Annotated in this window: 12 protein-coding genes; 2 read left to right on the top strand and 10 right to left on the bottom strand. The window is 64.6% G+C overall.

What is annotated here, in order from left to right; genetic code table 11:
• Nucleotides 1-2: 2 nt before the first annotated feature.
• The 7 genes from lpdA (Q1W68_RS04400) to Q1W68_RS04370 all read right to left on the bottom strand — a co-directional run bounded on the left by lpdA (Q1W68_RS04400) (nucleotide 3) and on the right by Q1W68_RS04370 (nucleotide 9,832).
• Nucleotides 3-1,430 carry a dihydrolipoyl dehydrogenase gene (lpdA, locus tag Q1W68_RS04400; protein WP_300715688.1) on the bottom strand — a complete coding sequence of 476 codons (1,428 nt, stop codon included), beginning with the start codon at nucleotides 1,428-1,430 and terminating at the stop codon, nucleotides 3-5.
• Between the two features lie 63 nt (nucleotides 1,431-1,493).
• Nucleotides 1,494-2,750, bottom strand: coding sequence for a 2-oxoglutarate dehydrogenase complex dihydrolipoyllysine-residue succinyltransferase (gene odhB, locus Q1W68_RS04395; RefSeq protein ID WP_300715687.1), 1,257 nt, complete (start codon nucleotides 2,748-2,750; stop codon nucleotides 1,494-1,496).
• A gap of 83 nt (nucleotides 2,751-2,833) precedes the next feature.
• Entirely contained in the window at nucleotides 2,834-5,725 is a 2,892-nt protein-coding gene (locus tag Q1W68_RS04390) for a 2-oxoglutarate dehydrogenase E1 component (protein ID WP_300715686.1), read from the bottom strand.
• Nucleotides 5,726-5,903: 178 nt separating this feature from the next.
• Nucleotides 5,904-6,278: a metalloregulator ArsR/SmtB family transcription factor gene (locus Q1W68_RS04385; protein ID WP_300661704.1), complete on the bottom strand. Its 375-nt coding sequence runs from the start codon at nucleotides 6,276-6,278 to the stop codon at nucleotides 5,904-5,906.
• A 106-nt stretch (nucleotides 6,279-6,384) separates the two neighbouring features.
• The gene (locus Q1W68_RS04380; RefSeq protein ID WP_300715711.1) at nucleotides 6,385-8,331 is read right to left on the bottom strand and encodes a propionate--CoA ligase; all 1,947 of its coding nucleotides are present in this window, start codon (nucleotides 8,329-8,331) and stop codon (nucleotides 6,385-6,387) included.
• 75 nt (nucleotides 8,332-8,406) lie between these two features.
• Nucleotides 8,407-9,018, bottom strand: a complete 612-nt coding sequence (locus tag Q1W68_RS04375) for an isochorismatase family protein (protein ID WP_300651293.1) — start codon at nucleotides 9,016-9,018, stop codon at nucleotides 8,407-8,409.
• Nucleotides 9,019-9,097: 79 nt separating this feature from the next.
• Nucleotides 9,098-9,832 carry a TetR/AcrR family transcriptional regulator gene (locus Q1W68_RS04370; RefSeq protein WP_300651296.1) on the bottom strand — a complete coding sequence of 245 codons (735 nt, stop codon included), beginning with the start codon at nucleotides 9,830-9,832 and terminating at the stop codon, nucleotides 9,098-9,100.
• A gap of 264 nt (nucleotides 9,833-10,096) precedes the next feature.
• On the opposite strand from Q1W68_RS04370, the gene Q1W68_RS04365 reads away from it, so the two are divergent.
• Nucleotides 10,097-10,669, top strand: a complete 573-nt coding sequence (locus Q1W68_RS04365; RefSeq protein WP_300651301.1) for a C40 family peptidase — start codon at nucleotides 10,097-10,099, stop codon at nucleotides 10,667-10,669.
• 174 nt (nucleotides 10,670-10,843) lie between these two features.
• Nucleotides 10,844-11,737: a hypothetical protein gene (locus Q1W68_RS04360; RefSeq protein WP_300651298.1), complete on the top strand. Its 894-nt coding sequence runs from the start codon at nucleotides 10,844-10,846 to the stop codon at nucleotides 11,735-11,737.
• 18 nt (nucleotides 11,738-11,755) lie between these two features.
• Here the strand turns inward: Q1W68_RS04360 and lpdA (Q1W68_RS04355) are convergent, their stop codons facing one another.
• From lpdA (Q1W68_RS04355) to aceE, 3 genes are all read right to left on the bottom strand, one after another.
• Nucleotides 11,756-13,588 (bottom strand): dihydrolipoyl dehydrogenase, encoded by a 1,833-nt coding sequence (gene lpdA, locus Q1W68_RS04355; RefSeq protein ID WP_300715685.1) that lies wholly within the window; start codon nucleotides 13,586-13,588, stop codon nucleotides 11,756-11,758.
• 9 nt (nucleotides 13,589-13,597) lie between these two features.
• Nucleotides 13,598-15,259: a dihydrolipoyllysine-residue acetyltransferase gene (aceF, locus tag Q1W68_RS04350; RefSeq protein WP_300715683.1), complete on the bottom strand. Its 1,662-nt coding sequence runs from the start codon at nucleotides 15,257-15,259 to the stop codon at nucleotides 13,598-13,600.
• A gap of 20 nt (nucleotides 15,260-15,279) precedes the next feature.
• On the bottom strand, nucleotides 15,280-17,444 hold a 2,165-nt coding region (gene aceE, locus Q1W68_RS04345; protein WP_300715682.1), incomplete at its 5' end, for a pyruvate dehydrogenase (acetyl-transferring), homodimeric type.

Here is a 17,444-nt window from a genome sequence, read left to right as displayed (position 1 = left end):
GTTCAGAAGTTCAACGTGCGCTTGTCCACCGCCAGCGCGGCTTCTTTCGTCGCCTCCGACAGCGAGGGGTGCGCGTGGCAGATGCGCGCGATGTCTTCGGCGCTGGCCTTGAATTCCATGGCCACCACGGCTTCGGCGATCAGCTCGCTGGCCTGCGGGCCGACGATGTGCACGCCCAGAATCTCGTCAGAGACGGCATCGGCCAGGAACTTGACCATGCCGGTGGTGTCGCCCAGCGCACGCGCGCGGCCGTTGGCCAGAAATGGGAAGGTGCCGGCCTTGTACGCGGCGCCACGCGCCTTGAGCTGCTGCTCGGTCTCGCCCACCCAGGCGATCTCGGGGCTGGTGTAGATCACCCAGGGGATGGTGTTGAAGTTCACATGGCCGTGCTGGCCGGCGATGCGCTCGGCCACGGCCACGCCCTCTTCTTCCGCCTTGTGCGCCAGCATCGGGCCGCGCACCACGTCACCCACCGCCCACACACCCTTGAGGTTGGTGCGGCATTCGGCGTCCACCACGATGGCGCCGCGCTCGTCCAGCTGCAGGCCCACCGCTTCGGCGTTGAGGCCGATGGTGTTGGGCACGCGACCGATGGAGACGATGAGCTTGTCGGCGTCCAGCGACTGGGCTTCGCCCTTGGCGTTGGTGTAGGCCACGCTCACGCCCTTTTTGGTGGTCTTGATCTCGCCGACCTTCACGCCCAGCTCGATCTTCAGACCCTGCTTGTCGAACGCCTTCTTGGCTTCCTTGGCGATCTGCTCGTCCACCGCACCCAGGAACGTGGGCAGGCCTTCAAGAATGGTCACATCCGAGCCCAGCCGGCGCCAGACCGAACCCATTTCCAGGCCGATCACGCCGGAGCCGATCAGCACCATCTTCTTGGGCACGGCACCCAGACGCAGCGCGCCGTCGTTGGACAGGACCGTCTCTTCGTCGAACGGCGTGCCGGGCAAGGCGCGCGCGTTGGAGCCGGTGGCCACGATGATCTGGCGTGCGGTCAGCAGCTCTTCCTTGGCGCCCGTGACCTGGATTTCGTAGCCGGCTTCCACCGCCTTGGCGAACGAGCCGCGGCCGTGGAAGAACGAGATCTTGTTCTTCTTGAACAGGTACAGGATGCCGTCGTTGTTCTGCTTCACCACGGTGTCTTTGCGGCCGATCATCTTGGCGATGTCGATCTTGACGTTGGTGGCGGTGATGCCGTGGTCGGCGAAGTGGTGGTTGGCGTGGTCGAAGTGCTCCGACGATTGCAGCAACGCCTTGGACGGGATGCAGCCGACGTTGGTGCAGGTGCCGCCCGGGGCCGGGCCGCCAGCGGCGTTTTTCCATTCGTCGATGCAGGCGACCTTGAAACCGAGTTGGGCTGCGCGGATGGCGGCGATGTAGCCACCGGGGCCACCGCCAATGACGACGACGTCAAATGTTTGGGACATGTTGGATTCCTGAATTCAAAAGGCCAACGCCCCTGTCGGGGCGTTGGCAGAGGGGGTTGCCGGTCAAATGTCGAACAACAGGCGGGCTGGGTCTTCCAGCGCCTCTTTCATCGCCACCAGGCCCAGCACGGCTTCGCGGCCGTCGATGATGCGGTGGTCGTAGGACATGGCGAAGTAGTTCATGGGGCGAACGACGACCTGGCCGTTTTCCACCATCGCGCGGTCCTTGGTGGCGTGCACGCCCAGGATGGCCGACTGCGGCGGGTTGATGATGGGGGTGGACATCATCGAGCCGAAGGTGCCGCCGTTGGAAATGGAGAAGGTGCCCCCGGTCATCTCGTCGATGCCGAGCTTGCCGTCCTTGGCCTTCTGGCCGTATTCGGCGATCTTCTTCTCGATGTCGGCAAAGCTCATCTGGTCGGCGTTGCGCAGGATCGGCACCACCAGGCCGCGCGGCGAACCCACTGCGATACCGATGTCGAAGAAGCCGTGGTAGACGATGTCGTTGCCATCGACCGAGGCGTTCAGGATGGGGTACTTCTTGAGCGCGTGCACCGCGGCCTTGACGAAGAAGCTCATGAAGCCGAGCTTGACGCCGTGTTCCTTCTCGAACTTCTCCTGGAACTTCTTGCGCATCTCCATGACCGGGGCCATGTTGATTTCGTTGAAGGTGGTCAGGATGGCGTTGGTCGACTGCGATTGCAGCAGGCGCTCGGCCACGCGGGCACGCAGGCGGGTCATGGGCACGCGCTCTTGAGGGCGGTCACCCAGATCAGGCGCGACCACCGGCACCTGCGGCAGCACCTTGGCGGGCGCGCCGGTGGGAATGGCCACGGGCGCGGCTACCGCTGGTTTGGGTGCGGCCACGGCGGAGAGCACATCGCCTTTGGTCACGCGGCCGTCTTTGCCGGTGCCGGCCACCGAGCCCGAGGCCAGGTTGTTGTCGGCCATCAGCTTGGCGGCGGCGGGCATGGCCACGCCGGCTTTGCTGGTGGAGGCCACGGCAGCGGCCGCTGCAGCCGGGGCTGGAGCGGAGGCAGGCGCTGCCGCCACGGCGGGCGCAACAGCACCGGCCACGGCCGCAGTGTCGATGCGCGCGATCAATTGCTCGGCCGCCACGGTGGCGCCATCGCCCTGCAGCACTTCAACCAGCACACCGGCCGAAGGCGCCGGCACTTCCAGCACGACCTTGTCGGTCTCGATCTCGATCAGGATCTCGTCGACCGCCACCGCGTCGCCGACCTTCTTCTTCCACTGCAGCATGGTGGCTTCGGCCACCGATTCGGAGAGCTGCGGAACTTTGACTTCTACGATTGCCATGTTTCTTCTACCTGTTTGTTTCGGACTGCGCTGAGCCAGCCGACCCGGGATTCAACATCCGCGGGCCGGGCGGCAGCAGCGGCTTACTTGGTGAGGATGAAGCCCTTGAGCTTGCCGAAGGCGGCGTCGATCAGGTTCTTCTGCTGTTCCTGGTGCAGGTGCGAGTAACCCACCGCCGGCGAGGCGGAGGCGGCGCGACCGGCGTAGCCGAGCTTCTGTCCGTCGAGCATGTTCTCGTGGATGTAGTGCTGCACAAAGAACCAGGCGCCCTGGTTTTGCGGCTCGTCCTGGCACCACACGATGTCGGTGGCGTTGGGGTACTTGCGCAGTTCGGCACCAAACACCTTGTGCGGGAACGGGTAGAGCTGCTCCACACGGATGATGGCCACGTCGTCGGATTCGCGCTCCTCGCGCTTCTTCACCAGGTCGTAGTACACCTTGCCCGAGCAGCAGATGACGCGCTTGACCTTCTCGGCCTTCTTCGCCACATCGGCGTTCTGGTCGGGGATCACGGTCTGGAAACCGCCTTTGGTGAACTCGGACAGCGGCGAGGTCGCGTCCTTGTTCCGCAGCAGCGACTTGGGCGTGAAGATGATCAGCGGCTTGCGCAGCCCACGGATCATCTGGCGACGCAGCACATGGAAGATCTGGCTGGCCGTGGTGGGCTGCACGATCTGCATGTTGGTGTCGGCCGCCATCTGCATGAAGCGCTCCAGGCGCGCCGAGCTGTGCTCCGGGCCCTGACCTTCGTAGCCGTGCGGCAGCATCAGCGTGATGCCGTTGACACGGCCCCACTTCACTTCACCGGAGGCGATGAACTGGTCGATCACGACCTGCGCGCCGTTGACGAAGTCGCCGAACTGCGCTTCCCAGATCACCAGCGTGTTCGGGTCGTTGGAGGCGTAGCCGTACTCGAAGGCCAGCACCGCTTCTTCGGACAGGATGGAATCGATCACCACGAACGGAGCCTGGTTGTCGGCCACGTTCTGCAGCGGCACGTAGGTGCCCTCGTCGAACTTCTCGCGGTTCTGGTCGTGAATCACGGCGTGGCGGTGCGTGAAGGTGCCGCGGCCGCAGTCTTCACCCGAGAGGCGCACCGGGAAGCCGCTGGCCACCAGCGAGGCAAACGCCATGTGCTCGCCCATGCCCCAGTCCACCGGAATCTCGCCACGGCCCATGGCCGCGCGGTCGGCGTACACCTTCTTCACCAACTGGTGTGGCGAGATGGTGTCGGGGATCGTGGTGAGGCGTTCCGACAGGCGCTTCCACTCGGCCATGGGGATGGCGGAGTCGGAGCTGTCGGTCCACTTCTTGTTGAGGTAGGGGCTCCAGTCGACCGCGAACTTGCTCTTGAAGTTGGTGAGCACCGGGTCCACCGTGTGGCGGCCGTCGTCCAGCGCAGCGCGGTAGGCCTTGACCATGTCGTCACCGATCGACTCGCCCAGGCCCTGCGCGACCAGCTTGTCGGCGTACAGCTTGCGCGTGCCGGGGTGGGCCGCGATCTTCTTGTACATCAGCGGCTGGGTCAGGCTCGGGGTGTCCTGCTCGTTGTGGCCCAGCTTGCGGAAGCACACGATGTCGACCACCACGTCTTTCTGGAAGGCCATGCGGAATTCAAGCGCGAGCTGGGTGGCGTACACCACGGCCTCGGGGTCGTCGCCGTTCACGTGCAGCACCGGCGACTCGATCATCTTGACGACGTCGGAGCAATACAGCGTGGAGCGGCTGTCGCGCGGGTCGGAGGTGGTGAAACCGATCTGGTTGTTGATCACCAGATGCACCGTGCCACCGGTGGAGTAACCACGCGTCTCGGCCAGCGCCAGCGTTTCCATCACCACGCCCTGGCCGGCAAAGGCCGCGTCGCCGTGCACCAGCACCGGCAGCACCTGCTTGCCCAGCGGATCGCCACGGCGGTCCATGCGGGCGCGCACCGAGCCTTCCACCACGGGGTTGACGATCTCCAAGTGCGAGGGGTTGAACGCCAGCGAGAGATGGACCGGCCCGCCGGGGGTGGTCACGTCGGAGCTGAAGCCCTGGTGGTATTTCACGTCGCCGGAAGGCAGGTCTTCGGGCGCGGTGTGGTCGAACTCGGCGAACAGGTCCTTGGGCATCTTGCCCAGGGTGTTCACCAGCACGTTCAGGCGGCCACGGTGGGCCATGCCGATCACGATTTCCTGGATGCCGACCTGGCCCGCCTGGCGGATCAGTTCGTCCATGGACGCGATGAAGCTCTCGCCACCTTCGAGCGAAAAGCGCTTCTGGCCGACGTACTTCGTGTGCAGGAAACGCTCGAGGCCTTCGGCCGCGGTCAGGCGATCGAGGATGTGTTTCTTCTTCTCGGCGTTGTAGGCCGGCTTGGAGCGCGTGCTCTCCAGACGCTCCTGCCACCAGCGCTTCTGGCTCTGGTCGGTGATGTACATGTACTCGGCGCCGATGGAGCCGCAGTAGGTTTCACGCAGGGCATTGAGCAACTCGCGCAGGGACATCGTCTCCTTGCCGAAGAAGGTGTTGCTCGTGTTGAAGATGGTTTCCAGATCGGCGTCTGCAAAGCCGTAGAACGCCAGATCGAGTTCGGGAATGTTGTCGCGCTCAGCGCGCTTGAGCGGATCGAGGTCGGCCCAGCGGGCACCCACGTTGCGGTAAGCAGCAATCAGCTGCTGGACGGCAACGCGCTTGCGGCCCAGGTCGGAGTCGGCGCCAGCGGCGATGACGACTTTGGTGCCACCCTGCTTGGCGCGGTCGGCAAAAGCGTTGATGACGGGCTGGTGGGGAACGTCGCGGGCATCAGACCCATCGCCGGCGGGCACGTGTTGCAGTGCATCGAAATAACTGCGCCAGTTGTCCGGCACGCTGCCGGGGTTGGCGAGGTAGTTCTCGTACATCTCTTCCACGTACGGCGCATTGCCGCCGAAGAGGTACGAGTTGGTCTTGTAGGCAACATAGACGTTGCCCCCATTGGCTTGGGAATCGCTCATAAATCCGCTGACCTCCGTTTCCCTGCAGGAAACATTAGCTGGTTAGAAAAACCTTCCGCTGCACGGCTTGACCGTTATGCGGATGCGACAGTGACTGTGGAAGGACCTGACTGCAACTCGGGATTGTGCCACCTTGGGCCGCGCGTGAGGAAAAAGGTTTGGCGACAGCGCGATGACGTCAGGATGTCACCCGGGGTGAAAGCCGCTCTGAAGGCGGCACGGCGCTGGGCTCGTCGATCTCGATCGCGATCTGTGTGCACACAGTGCGGCACAACATCACCGCCTTTTCGCTCTGCACCCGGTAGATCACCTGAGTGCCGTCCTTGCGCTTGGCCAACACGCCCGAGCGGTAGAGCAGGTTCAGGTGTTGCGACAGGTTGGGCTGGGTGGTGTCGATCTCTTGCAACAGCTGCGACACCGACTTCTCGCGGTCACACAGCGCGCTGAGGATGCGCAGCCGCATGGGGGTGGCCAGCACGCCAAAGAGCTCGGCAGCGAGTTCAAAAACCCGCACCCGCTCCACCTGGCCTTCGGATTCGATCATCTTGTCCATGGCACCCATCGCTCGTGTGAATATAAGCATGGATCATACTTAGAAAGCCCGAAAACGACCATGCCGCGACCCGGTCAGCAATCCGGGCGGCGGCCCTGCAAGGCCCTCAGGCCAGCAGATCCCGGATCTGCTGCAGCGCAGCCGGGTCGTCCATGGTGGTCAGGTCGCCCGGGTCGCGCCCTTCGCACACGGCCTGGATGGCCCGACGCAGCAGTTTGCCGCTGCGGGTTTTGGGCAGCACCGAGACAAACCGCACCCGCGCCGGCCGCGCCACCGCGCCGAGTTGTTCGTCCACCAGTTTCATCACCTCGCCTTCGAGCTTCAGGCGCGAGGCGTCGTCGGTCAGGGTGGCGGCGTCCTTGACCACGGCAAACGCCATGGCCACCTGGCCCTTGAGTTCATCGGCCACACCGACCACCGCCACCTCGGCCACACGCGGATGGCTGGAAATGCTTTCTTCGATCTCGCGCGTGCCCAGGCGATGGCCCGCCACGTTGATCACGTCGTCGGTGCGGCCGAGGATGAAGAAGTAACCGTCCTCGTCCTTGATGCCCCAGTCGAAGGTGCTGTAGACCAGCTTCCCGGGCACGCTGGACCAGTAGGTCTTGACGAAGCGCTCATCGTCACGCCACACGGTCTGCATGCACCCGGGCGGCAACGGCCCTTCAATGGCGACCACCCCTTTTTGCCCTGGCTCGGTGAGTTCGGCGCCGGTCTGGTCGTCGAGCAGCTTCACGTTGTAGCCATACACCGCGCGCCCGGGCGATCCGAACTTGCTGTTGGCCGGCTCAACGCCGTTGCACAGCGACAAGATGGGCCAGCCGGTTTCGGTCTGCCAGTAGTTGTCGATGATGGGCTTGCCCAGGGCGTCGGCGATCCATTGCGCGGTCGGTTCGTCCAGCGGTTCGCCCGCCAGGAACAAGGCCTTGAGGCTGGAAAGGTCGTGGTCCTTGATGAACGAGGCGTCGTACTTCTTGAGCACGCGCACCGCCGTGGGCGCGCTGAACATGACGCTGACCTTGTACTTTTCCACCAGGTGCCACCAGATGCCGGCATCGGGCCGGATGGGCAAACCCTCGTACATGATGGTGGCCATGCCGGCGATCAGCGGGCCGTACACGATGTAGCTGTGGCCCACCACCCAGCCGATGTCGCTGGTGGAGAAGTAGGTTTCACCGGGCTCGCCCATGAAGACGTGCTTCATGCTCGCGGCCAAGGCGACGGCGTAGCCACCGGTGTCGCGCTGCACGCCCTTGGGTTTGCCGGTGGTGCCGCTGGTGTAGAGCGTGTAGCTCGGGTGGGTGGCGTCGACCCATTCGCAGGGCACCACGGTGTCCAGGTGCTGGTCGCGTGCGCTGGCGTAGTCCACGTCGCGCCCGGCCGTGAGCTTCATCGGCGCCAGACCGCGGTTCACCATCACCACCTGCGCGGGCTTGTGCGCCGAGAGGCGGATGGCTTCATCCAGCAGGGGCTTGTACTCCACCACCTTGCCACCGCGCGAACCGGCGTCGGCACTGACGATGACCACGGGGGAGGCGTCTTCGATGCGACTGGCCAGCGAGTGGCTGGCAAAGCCGCCGAACACCACCGAATGGATGGCGCCGATGCGCGCGCAGGCCAGCATGGCGAACGCGGCTTCAGGAATCATCGGCATGTAGATCAGGACTCGGTCGCCCTTCTTCACGCCCAGGCTGAGCAGGACCGCCGCCATGCGCTGCACCTCGGCGTGCAACTCGCGAAAGCTGTAGCTGCGCTCCACGTCGGTTTCCGTGGACACGAAGATCAGCGCGTTCTGGTCGGCCCGGTCCTTCAGGTGGCGGTCCACCGCGTTGTGGCACAGGTTGGTGAGACCACCTTCGAACCAACGCGCAAACGGCGGGTTGTCGTGGTTGCAGACGCGGTCAAACGGCTTCTTCCATTCCACCAGGGCGGCCTGTTCGGTCCAGAACGCGTCGCGGTCTTCGATGGAACGGCGGTAGAACTCGGCGTAACCCTGGGCTTGACTCATGAACGTCTCCTGCTGGCGTGGTGGTGGTCTGCACTCAAACTGAATTCATAATTATGAGCAACCGGCTTGCGACAGGCTGACATGCGCCAGGAGCACCCCCCTTGCGCATGTCCCAGGGGCCTACTTGATCAGCGCCTGCACGTCGCGAAACAGCGGGTGGTCTGCCGTGCGCAGCCATTCGAAGGCCACCATCTCGGTGGTCACGAGTTCGGCGCCGGCGCTGGCGAGTCGGTCAAAGGCGGCGTCCCGGTTGCGCTCGGTGCGCGAACCACAGGCGTCGGTCACCACCCAGACGTCGAACTCCTGCTCGATCAGCTCCAGCGCGGTCTGCAGCAGGCACACATGCGCTTCGCAGCCAGCAAGCACCACCGTCTGGCGCTCGGCGGCGGGTGCAGCGGCGGGTTTTTGCAGGTTCTTGGGCAGGCTGCGTGCGTTGCCACCGCCTTGAGCTGGACGGGCTGGAGGACGCAACCAGTCACCCAGGCCGTCGGACACGGCACTGAAGTGCATCTTGGCCAGGGTCTTGCGGCACAGTCCGCGCAGCTCCGGCGGGTTGGGTCCGAGCTTCTCGGGGTTTTGTTCGGTGCCCCAGGTGGGCACTTCGAGCAGCTCGGCCATGCGGGCCAGGCGCACGGCGTTGGCGAGCACCTGGGGGCCTTCATAAATGGCCGGCATCAGGCGGGTCTGGTAGTCCACCAGCACCAGTTGGGAGTCGTCAGCGTCCAGCAGCATGCATGTCTTTCTTGTATCGTTCCGGGATTCGGGAGCGCCGATTTTCGCAGCGCGGCGTGCGCCGCCGTTGCGCCGGCCGTCAAAGACCGAACAAGTCTGCCTGGTCCCGCCGCCGTGATGGCGCCAGGGTGCCAGGATTGAACCGCTCGATCAGCAGCTCCACGTACGTCGCAAACATCGATTCGGCCGACTGCCCGAGCAGCCCCATGCGACCCGTGCGGTGCAGCAACAGCAAACCCACACCGTGGGCGAAGAGCGCGGTGTTCTCGCGCAAGGCGACTTCCATCGAAAGTCCCATGCCCTGCAGCGCGACCTCGCAGGGGCGCAGCGCATCCTGCAAACGACCGTTGAGCTGCCGGGCGAGATCACCGGCCAGTCCATGGGCTGCCAGGCCCTGCACCAGGTAAAAGCCCAGATCGAGGTCGCGCGGGCTGCGGGCGCAATACCCGAACCAGGCTTGCGCCTTGGCCGCGAGCGTGAGTTGGGGTTGCGATGGGAATGAACGCGCGGCGGCCACCTCGGCATTGAGCCGCTCCAGCGATTCGGCCAGCAGGGCTGCATAAATCGCCTCCTTGCTGTCGAAATAGCTGTAAATCGCCCCCGGGGTGTAACCCGCCCGGCGAGCGATTTCGCGGATGCTCGCGCCCTCGACGCCCTTCTCTGCGAACACGCTGCGTGCTGAGTCCAACACCAAAGCGCGCCGCGTGTCGGACATGGCGAGCTGGCGCTGTTGGCGTTGCTGCTGCTGGCGCTCGGCGGCTTCGCGCTCGGCCGCCGTCATGACCGGGGTGAGTTCGTGCAGCTGGACTTCCATGACGGCAGTTTAGCCCGTGCCATCTGATGCGGTGAATTTTTAAACCTGTCATCATAAATTTGAACATCGTTCAATTAAAAATCCGCCGCTCCACTTCTTGCACACGGGCAGTTGGGATTTCACGCGGACCAATGCGGTGAACGGTCGTCCATCGCAGCCCGGCGGACCGCGTGCGATGCACCCCGAGCAAACACCAACAAAATCAAGCATTTGCAGACCATTTCTCGCTTGACTTGCCAAGGTAACGCCGATACCCTGCGCGGCATGCGTCACTTCTTTGCAGTCCTTTTGGTGAGCCTGTCGGCGGCGGTCCACGCCGCTCCGCCGGACGCCGCGTTCGAGGACATGGACGCTTTGCTGGTTGAAAAAGGCCTCATGGCCCGCCTGGGGGACCAGTTCCAAAGCGCCCGTCACAGCGTGGGCGATCAGGCCTCCAGTCTGGTGATCAACGCCATGGCCTTTCTGGGTGTCCCGTACAAATACGGCGGCAACACGGTGGAGACCGGCTTCGATTGCAGCGGATTTGTGCGAGCGGTGTACGAGCAATCGATCGGGAAAATCCTGCCCCGCCGATCGGACGAACAGGCGGCTGCGACTCAGGAGATCGACCGGAGCGAGCTCAAACCCGGTGACCTGGTTTTCTTCAACACCATGCGCCGAGCGTTCAGCCACGTGGGCATTTATGTGGGCGAGGGAAAGTTCATTCACTCCCCGCGAGCCGGCTCACATGTGCGCATGGAAGACATGCGCATGTCGTACTGGAGCACCCGCTTCAACGGCGCGCGCCGTGTGGTTCCCGTTGCAGATGGCACAGCGGGCAGCTCGCGCACGCCCTGATCAGCGACACCGCACTGCCCCAGGCTGAACAGGCCACCGGTACGCCTCAAGAACCGCACTTCGATCACAACGCTCGCCCCGCGCCGACCTGCGCGTAGGCTGCCCGAGCGATGGTCCCGGCATTTGCGCAGCGAGAGACTGAAGGTCCTTCCTGTGCCGACCAAGGACCCTTCGATGTACGCCCAATTCCAGTACGACTCCACCCAGCTGCTGCTCAAACCCGTCCTGCTCACGAACCCGCTTGACAGCGCCCTCAAGCCTGAACAACAACAAGCGAGGGCATCATGCGTCGAGCGCGTGCGGGAAGCCACCCTTGCCAACCCTGAAGAAGGCCAGCAGCTGGAGGCGCTGGCGACAACCTTGCCGCGCACCGTGGCAGACATCGAGTTCGCGCTCTACATGCTGATGGCGCACCTTCGGAGTCCGGAGCGCACGGAGCGTGAAGGAAAAATTCACCACATCGTGGCACCTGCCTTCCTCGGCATCCCCCAAAGTCCCGTGCTCGACGCAGGCGCCAACGCCCTGAAAGTGCTGGGCCGTCTCGTTCCAAACAGCATGCTCGATGCGCATCTGCGGACCGGCCTGATGTCGGTGCACATGGCGGCCAGCGCCCAGAAGGACCCCGTTTGGCTGGAATACGCCAAGACGTTCAAGGGTTGGCTCAACGACGCGTGCAAACGCATGAATCTCCCGATCGGCTCCGCCGCCTACATGCTCATGCTCCAGACCATGCTGACCCAGCCGGTGGGCATGCAGCAAGGCACCAACCATTGGTTGATCCAGGCCGGCAATCACAGCTTGGGAGCGCTGATCACCGAAAGCACCAAGGTCACGGGTCTGGAGGCCGACCGGGCAGATGCGCTGATTCAGGTACTGATCGACGGTCTGTCGGATCCGGATGCCGCCAAGACGCCCGCCAACATCACCGCGATCGTCGCCGCAAACATCAACACCTTGCGAGCCGAGATCGCTGAGCGGGAAAAACAGATGCTCCTGGAAACGGTTGCCGCGATGCAGCGTGGCGTGCCGTTTGGCCCCAACGTGATCGAGATCAAGCCGACCGTTTGAGGCGGTCGGCCTGTTCCATCAGCGCCGCGCAGGCGGCACGTCGGTGCACGAACCGTGCGCGATTTCCGCCGCCATGCCGATGCTCTCGCCCAGCGTGGGGTGCGGGTGAATGGTTTTGCCGATGTCCACCGCGTCCGCTCCCATCTCGATGGCCAGTGCGATCTCGCCGATCATGTCGCCCGCGTGCGTCCCGACCATGCCACCGCCCAGGATCTTGCCGTGGCCGTGGGCCTCGGGTGAATCGTCGAACAGCAGCTTGGTCACGCCCTCGTCGCGCCCATTCGCAATGGCTCGGCCAGAAGCTGTCCACGGGAACAGGCCCTTCTTGACCTTGATGCCTTGCGCCTTGGCCTGGTCTTCGGTGAGGCCCACCCAGGCCACCTCGGGGTCGGTGTAGGCCACACTGGGGATCACGCGGGCATTGAAGGCGGCCGCAGCCAGCTCCTTGTTGCCCTGCAGTTCACCGGCAATGACTTCGGCCGCCACGTGCGCCTCGTGCACCGCCTTGTGCGCCAGCATGGGCTGGCCCACGATGTCGCCGATGGCGAAGATGTGCGGCACGTTGGTGCGCATCTGGATGTCGACGTTGATGAAGCCCCGGTCGGTCACGGCCACACCGGCCTTGTCGGCGGCAATCTTCTTGCCGTTGGGCGTGCGGCCCACGGCCTGCAACACCAGGTCATAAACCTGTGGCGCGGGCGCGGTACCACCCTCCTCGGCCGCCGCAAACGTCACCTCGATGCCTTCGGGTGTGGCCTTCGCCCCCACCGTCTTGGTCTTGAGCATGATGTTGTCGAAGCGCTTGGCGTTCATCTTCTGCCAGATCTTCACCAGGTCGCGGTCGGCGCCCTGCATCAGGCCGTCCATCATCTCCACCACGTCCAGCCGCGCGCCGAGCGTGCTGTAGACCGTGCCCATTTCCAGGCCGATGATGCCGCCGCCCAGGATCAGCATGCGCTTGGGCACGGCCTTGAGCGCGAGCGCGCCGGTGCTGTCGACCACGCGCGGGTCTTCGGGCATGAACGGCAGGCGCACGGCCTGTGAGCCGGCGGCAATGATGGCCTTCTTGAAGGCGATCACCTGCTTCTTGCCGGTCTTCTCCTGCGCCGTGCCGCTGGTTTCTTCCACTTCCAGGTGGTGGGCACCGACGAAGGCACCGTATCCGCGCACGGTGGTGACCTTGCGCATCTTGGCCATGGCGGCCAGGCCGCCGGTGAGCTTGCCGATGACCTTTTCCTTGTGGCCCCGCAGCTTCTCGATGTTGACCACCGGGTGGCCGAAGTCCACGCCCAGGTCGGCCATGTGGCTGACCTCGTCCATCACGGCCGCCACGTGCAGCAGCGCCTTGGACGGGATGCAGCCCACGTTCAGGCACACGCCACCCAAAGTGGCGTAGCGCTCGACCAGAACGACCTTGAGACCCAGGTCGGCCGCGCGGAAGGCCGCGCTGTAGCCGCCCGGGCCACCGCCGAGAACGAGCACGTCGCACTCGAGGTCGGCGGAGCCGGCGAAGGCAGAAGCCGTTGGCGCAGGCGCCGCAGCGGGTGCAGCGGCCGGTGCCGCGGCAGCAGGTGCAGAAGCGGCCGCGGGGGCAGGCGCCGCAGCGGCATCACCCGCCGCCTCCAGTGTCAACACCACACTGCCCTGCTTGACCTTGTCGCCCAGCTGGACCTTGAGCTCCTTCACCACACCCGCAGCGCTGGAGGGAATCTCCATCGAAGCCTTGTCGGACTCGACCGTGATCAGACTTTGCTCCGCCTTGACGGTATCGCCGGGCTTGACCAGCAACTCGATCACCGCCACTTCGTCGAAGTCGCCGATGTCAGGTACTTGAATTTCAATGATGGCCATCGTCATTCCTTAAAGAAGAACGCGACGGAAGTCGCCGAGGATCTGGCCGAGGTACGCGTTGAAGCGCGCCGCCGCAGCGCCGTCGATCACGCGGTGATCCCAGGTCAGCGACAGCGGCAGCATGAGGCGCGGCGCAAAAGCCTTGCCGTCCCACACCGGTTCCATCTGGCTCTTGCACACGCCCAGGATGGCGACCTCGGGCGCGTTGATGATGGGCGTGAAATAGCGCCCACCGATGCCGCCCAGGCTGGAGATGGTGAAGGTGGCACCGCTCATCTCGGCCGGGCTCAGCTTGCCCTCGCGCGCCTTCTTGGCCAGTTCGCCCATTTCCTGGCTGATCTGCAGCACGCCTTTTTTGTCGGCGTCCTTGATCACCGGGACCATCAGGCCGTTGGGCGTGTCGGCCGCAAAGCCGATGTGCCAGAACTGCTTGTAGACCAGCGCGTCACCGTCGAGGGAGCTGTTGAACTCGGGGAATTTCTTGAGCGCGGCCACGCAGGCCTTGATCAGGAAAGCGAGCATCGTCACCTTCACGCCGCTCTTCTCGTTCTCCTTGTTGGTGGAGACGCGGAAAGCTTCCAGATCGGTGATGTCGGCATCGTCATGGTTGGTGACGGCCGGGATCATCACGGCGTTGCGCAGCAGGTTGGCGCCGCTGATCTTCTTGATGCGGCCCATCTCCTTGCGCTCGATCGGGCCGAACTTGGCAAAGTCCACCTTGGGCCAGGGGATCAGGCCCAGCTCGGAGCCACCACCACCGGTGGACGCCGGGGCCTTGGCCGCTTGCGCGACCGTTTGCACGGCGCCGGTCATCACCGACTTCGTGAAGGACTGGATGTCTTCGGCGGTGATGCGGCCCTTGAGGCCAGAGCCCTTGACTTCGGCCAGCGGCACGCCGAGTTCGCGCGCGAACTTGCGCACCGAAGGCGAGGCGTGGGGCAGGCCCACGGCGGCAGTCGCGGTGGGGTTGTGCGCCGGTGCTGCAGGCGCCGAAGCGATGGCGGCCTGCGGTGCAGCCACAGCGGCTGCGACAGCAGCGGGTTTGGCTCCCTCGCCCCCCTGGGGAGAGGGCTGGGGTGAGGGGCCCGCCCCAGCAACAGCACCTTCCAGCACCGCCAGCAGGTCCCCAATGTTGACCGTGTCACCCACCTTGACCTTGAGCTCCTTGAGCACACCGGCATGCGAGGACGGAATCTCCATCGACGCCTTGTCGGACTCGACCGTGATCAGGCTTTGCTCAACCGCGATCTTGTCGCCCGGCTTGACCAGCACCTCGATCACCGCGACGTCCTTGAAGTCGCCGATGTCGGGCACAAGCACCTGGACCGGGCCGCTGGCGGCAGGCGCCGCTGCTGCCTGAGCAGGAGCAGCCGCAGGAGCCGCCACGGGCGCGGCAGCCGGCGCAGCCACCGGAGCAGGCGCTGCAGCTGCACCCGCAGCCTCCACCACCAACACCACCGAGCCCTGCTTGACCTTGTCGCCCAGCGCCACCTTGATTTCCTTCACCACGCCGGCCGTGCTTGACGGAATCTCCATCGACGCCTTGTCGGACTCCACCGTGATCAGCGACTGCTCGGCCTTGACCGTGTCGCCCACTTTCACCAGCAGCTCGATCACCGCCACCTCGTCGAAGTCACCGATGTCCGGGACCATCACATCCATGAGTGCCATGTTCTTGTCTCCTCGCCGTCTCAGGCGTACAGCGGGTTGATCTTGTCGGCCTTGATGCCGTACTTGGCAATGGCCTCGGCCACCTTGGCCACCGGCACCGTGCCCTCTTCGCTCAGCGCCTTGAGCGCGGCCACCACGATGTAGTGGCGGTTGATCTCGAAGTGCTCGCGCAGCTTGCTGCGGAAGTCGCTGCGGCCGAAACCGTCGGTGCCCAGCACCTTGTAGGTGCGACCTTTGGGGATGAAGGGCCGGATCTGTTCGGCGTAGTTCTTCATGTAGTCGGTGGAGGCCACCACCGGGCCGGTGTGCTTCTCGAGCTGCTGCGCCACAAACGACACGCGCTGCGGCTCGGTCGGGTGCAGGAGGTTCCAGCGCTCGGCGTCCTGGCCGTCGCGCGTGAGCTCGTTGAAGCTCGGGCAGCTCCATACGTTGGCGGCGACACCCCAGTCTTTTTCCAGCAGTTCCTGTGCGGCAATCGATTCGCGCAGGATGGTGCCGGAGCCCAGCAACTGAACGCGCGGCGTGAGCTTGGCGCCCTCTTTGCAGAGGTACATGCCCTTGATGATCTGGTCTTCGGTGCCGGGCGTGAGGCCGGGCATGGCGTAGTTTTCGTTCAGCAGGGTCAGGTAGTAGAAGACGTTGTCCTGCTTCTCCACCATGCGCTTCAAACCGTGGTGCAGGATGACGCCGACTTCGTGCGCGAAGGTCGGGTCGTAGCTGATGCAGTTCGGGATGGTGCCGGCCAGGATGTGGCTGTGGCCGTCTTCGTGCTGCAGGCCTTCGCCGTTGAGCGTGGTGCGCCCGGAGGTGCCGCCCAGCAGGAAGCCGCGCGCCTGCATGTCGCCGGCCGCCCAGGCCAGGTCGCCGATGCGCTGGAAGCCGAACATGGAGTAGTACACGTAGAACGGCACCATGATGCGGTTGCTCGTGCTGTAGCTCGTGGCCGCTGCGATCCAGCTGCTCATGCCGCCGGCTTCGTTGATGCCTTCCTGCAGGATCTGGCCGGCCTTGTCTTCCTTGTAGTACATGACCTGGTCCTTGTCGACCGGCGTGTACTGCTGCCCCGCAGGGTTGTAGATGCCGATCTGGCGGAACAGGCCTTCCATGCCGAAGGTGCGCGCCTCGTCGACCAGGATCGGCACCACGCGCGGGCCGAGTGCCGCATCGCGCAGCAGCGTGTTCAGGAAGCGCACATAGGCCTGCGTCGTGCTGATTTCGCGGCCCTCGGCGGTCGGCTCGAGCACGGCCTTGAAGGTCTCCAGCGGCGGCACGGTGAACTGCTCGTCGGCCTTGGCGCGACGCTTGGGCAGGTAGCCGCCCAGGGCCTGACGGCGCTCGTGCAGGTACTTCATTTCCGGCGTGTCGTCGGCCGGCTTGTAGAACGGGATCTTGGAGAGTTCGCTGTCCGGGATCGGCAGGTTGAAGCGGTCGCGGAAGATCTTGATGTCTTCGTCGGTGAGCTTCTTGGTCTGGTGCACCGTGTTCTTGCCCTCGCCCGACTTGCCCATGCCGAAACCCTTGACGGTCTTGATCAGCAGCACGGTCGGCTGGCCCTTGTGGTTGACCGCCTTATGGTACGCCGCGTAGACCTTCTGCGGGTCGTGGCCGCCGCGCTTGAGGTTCCAGATGTCGTTGTCGCTGAGGTGGGCCACCATTTCCAGCGTCTTGGGGTCGCGGCCGAAGAAATGCTTGCGCACGTAGGCGCCGTCGTTGGCCTTGAAGGCCTGGTAGTCGCCGTCGACCGTGTCCATCATGATCTTGCGCAGCGCGCCGTCCTTGTCGCGCGCCAGCAGCGGGTCCCACTCGCTGCCCCAGAGCAGCTTGATCACGTTCCAGCCCGAGCCGCGGAACTCGCCTTCGAGCTCCTGGATGATCTTGCCGTTGCCGCGCACCGGGCCGTCCAGGCGCTGCAGGTTGCAGTTGATGACGAAGACCAGGTTGTCGAGGTTCTCGCGGGCCGCCAGGCCGATCGCGCCGAGCGACTCGACCTCGTCCATTTCACCGTCGCCGCAGAAGACCCAGACCTTGCGGTTCTCGGTGTTGGCGATGCCGCGGGCGTGCAGGTATTTCAAAAAGCGCGCCTGGTAAATCGCCATCAGCGGGCCCAGGCCCATGGACACCGTGGGGAACTGCCAGAACTCGGGCATGAGCTTGGGGTGCGGGTAGCTCGACAGACCCTTGCCGT

Origin of the sequence: Hydrogenophaga sp. (genome assembly GCF_030158645.1) — a bacterium.
Lineage (GTDB): Bacteria > Pseudomonadota > Gammaproteobacteria > Burkholderiales > Burkholderiaceae_C > Hydrogenophaga.
The sequence above is the reverse complement of the archived record's forward strand: the minus strand, read 5'-3'. Positions and strand labels throughout refer to the sequence as shown.

What these genes read in the sequence shown, in the direction of transcription:
- lpdA (WP_300715688.1), bottom strand. Translation starts at nt 1,430, where the DNA reads ATGTCCCAAACATTTGACGTCGTCGTCATTGGCGGTGGCCCCGGTGGC.
- odhB (WP_300715687.1), bottom strand. Translation starts at nt 2,750, where the DNA reads ATGGCAATCGTAGAAGTCAAAGTTCCGCAGCTCTCCGAATCGGTGGCC.
- Q1W68_RS04390 (WP_300715686.1), bottom strand. Translation starts at nt 5,725, where the DNA reads ATGAGCGATTCCCAAGCCAATGGGGGCAACGTCTATGTTGCCTACAAG.
- Q1W68_RS04385 (WP_300661704.1), bottom strand. Translation starts at nt 6,278, where the DNA reads ATGGACAAGATGATCGAATCCGAAGGCCAGGTGGAGCGGGTGCGGGTT.
- Q1W68_RS04375 (WP_300651293.1), bottom strand. Translation starts at nt 9,018, where the DNA reads ATGCTGCTGGACGCTGACGACTCCCAACTGGTGCTGGTGGACTACCAG.
- Q1W68_RS04370 (WP_300651296.1), bottom strand. Translation starts at nt 9,832, where the DNA reads ATGGAAGTCCAGCTGCACGAACTCACCCCGGTCATGACGGCGGCCGAG.
- Q1W68_RS04365 (WP_300651301.1), top strand. Translation starts at nt 10,097, where the DNA reads ATGCGTCACTTCTTTGCAGTCCTTTTGGTGAGCCTGTCGGCGGCGGTC.
- Q1W68_RS04360 (WP_300651298.1), top strand. Translation starts at nt 10,844, where the DNA reads ATGTACGCCCAATTCCAGTACGACTCCACCCAGCTGCTGCTCAAACCC.
- lpdA (WP_300715685.1), bottom strand. Translation starts at nt 13,588, where the DNA reads ATGGCCATCATTGAAATTCAAGTACCTGACATCGGCGACTTCGACGAA.
- aceF (WP_300715683.1), bottom strand. Translation starts at nt 15,259, where the DNA reads ATGGCACTCATGGATGTGATGGTCCCGGACATCGGTGACTTCGACGAG.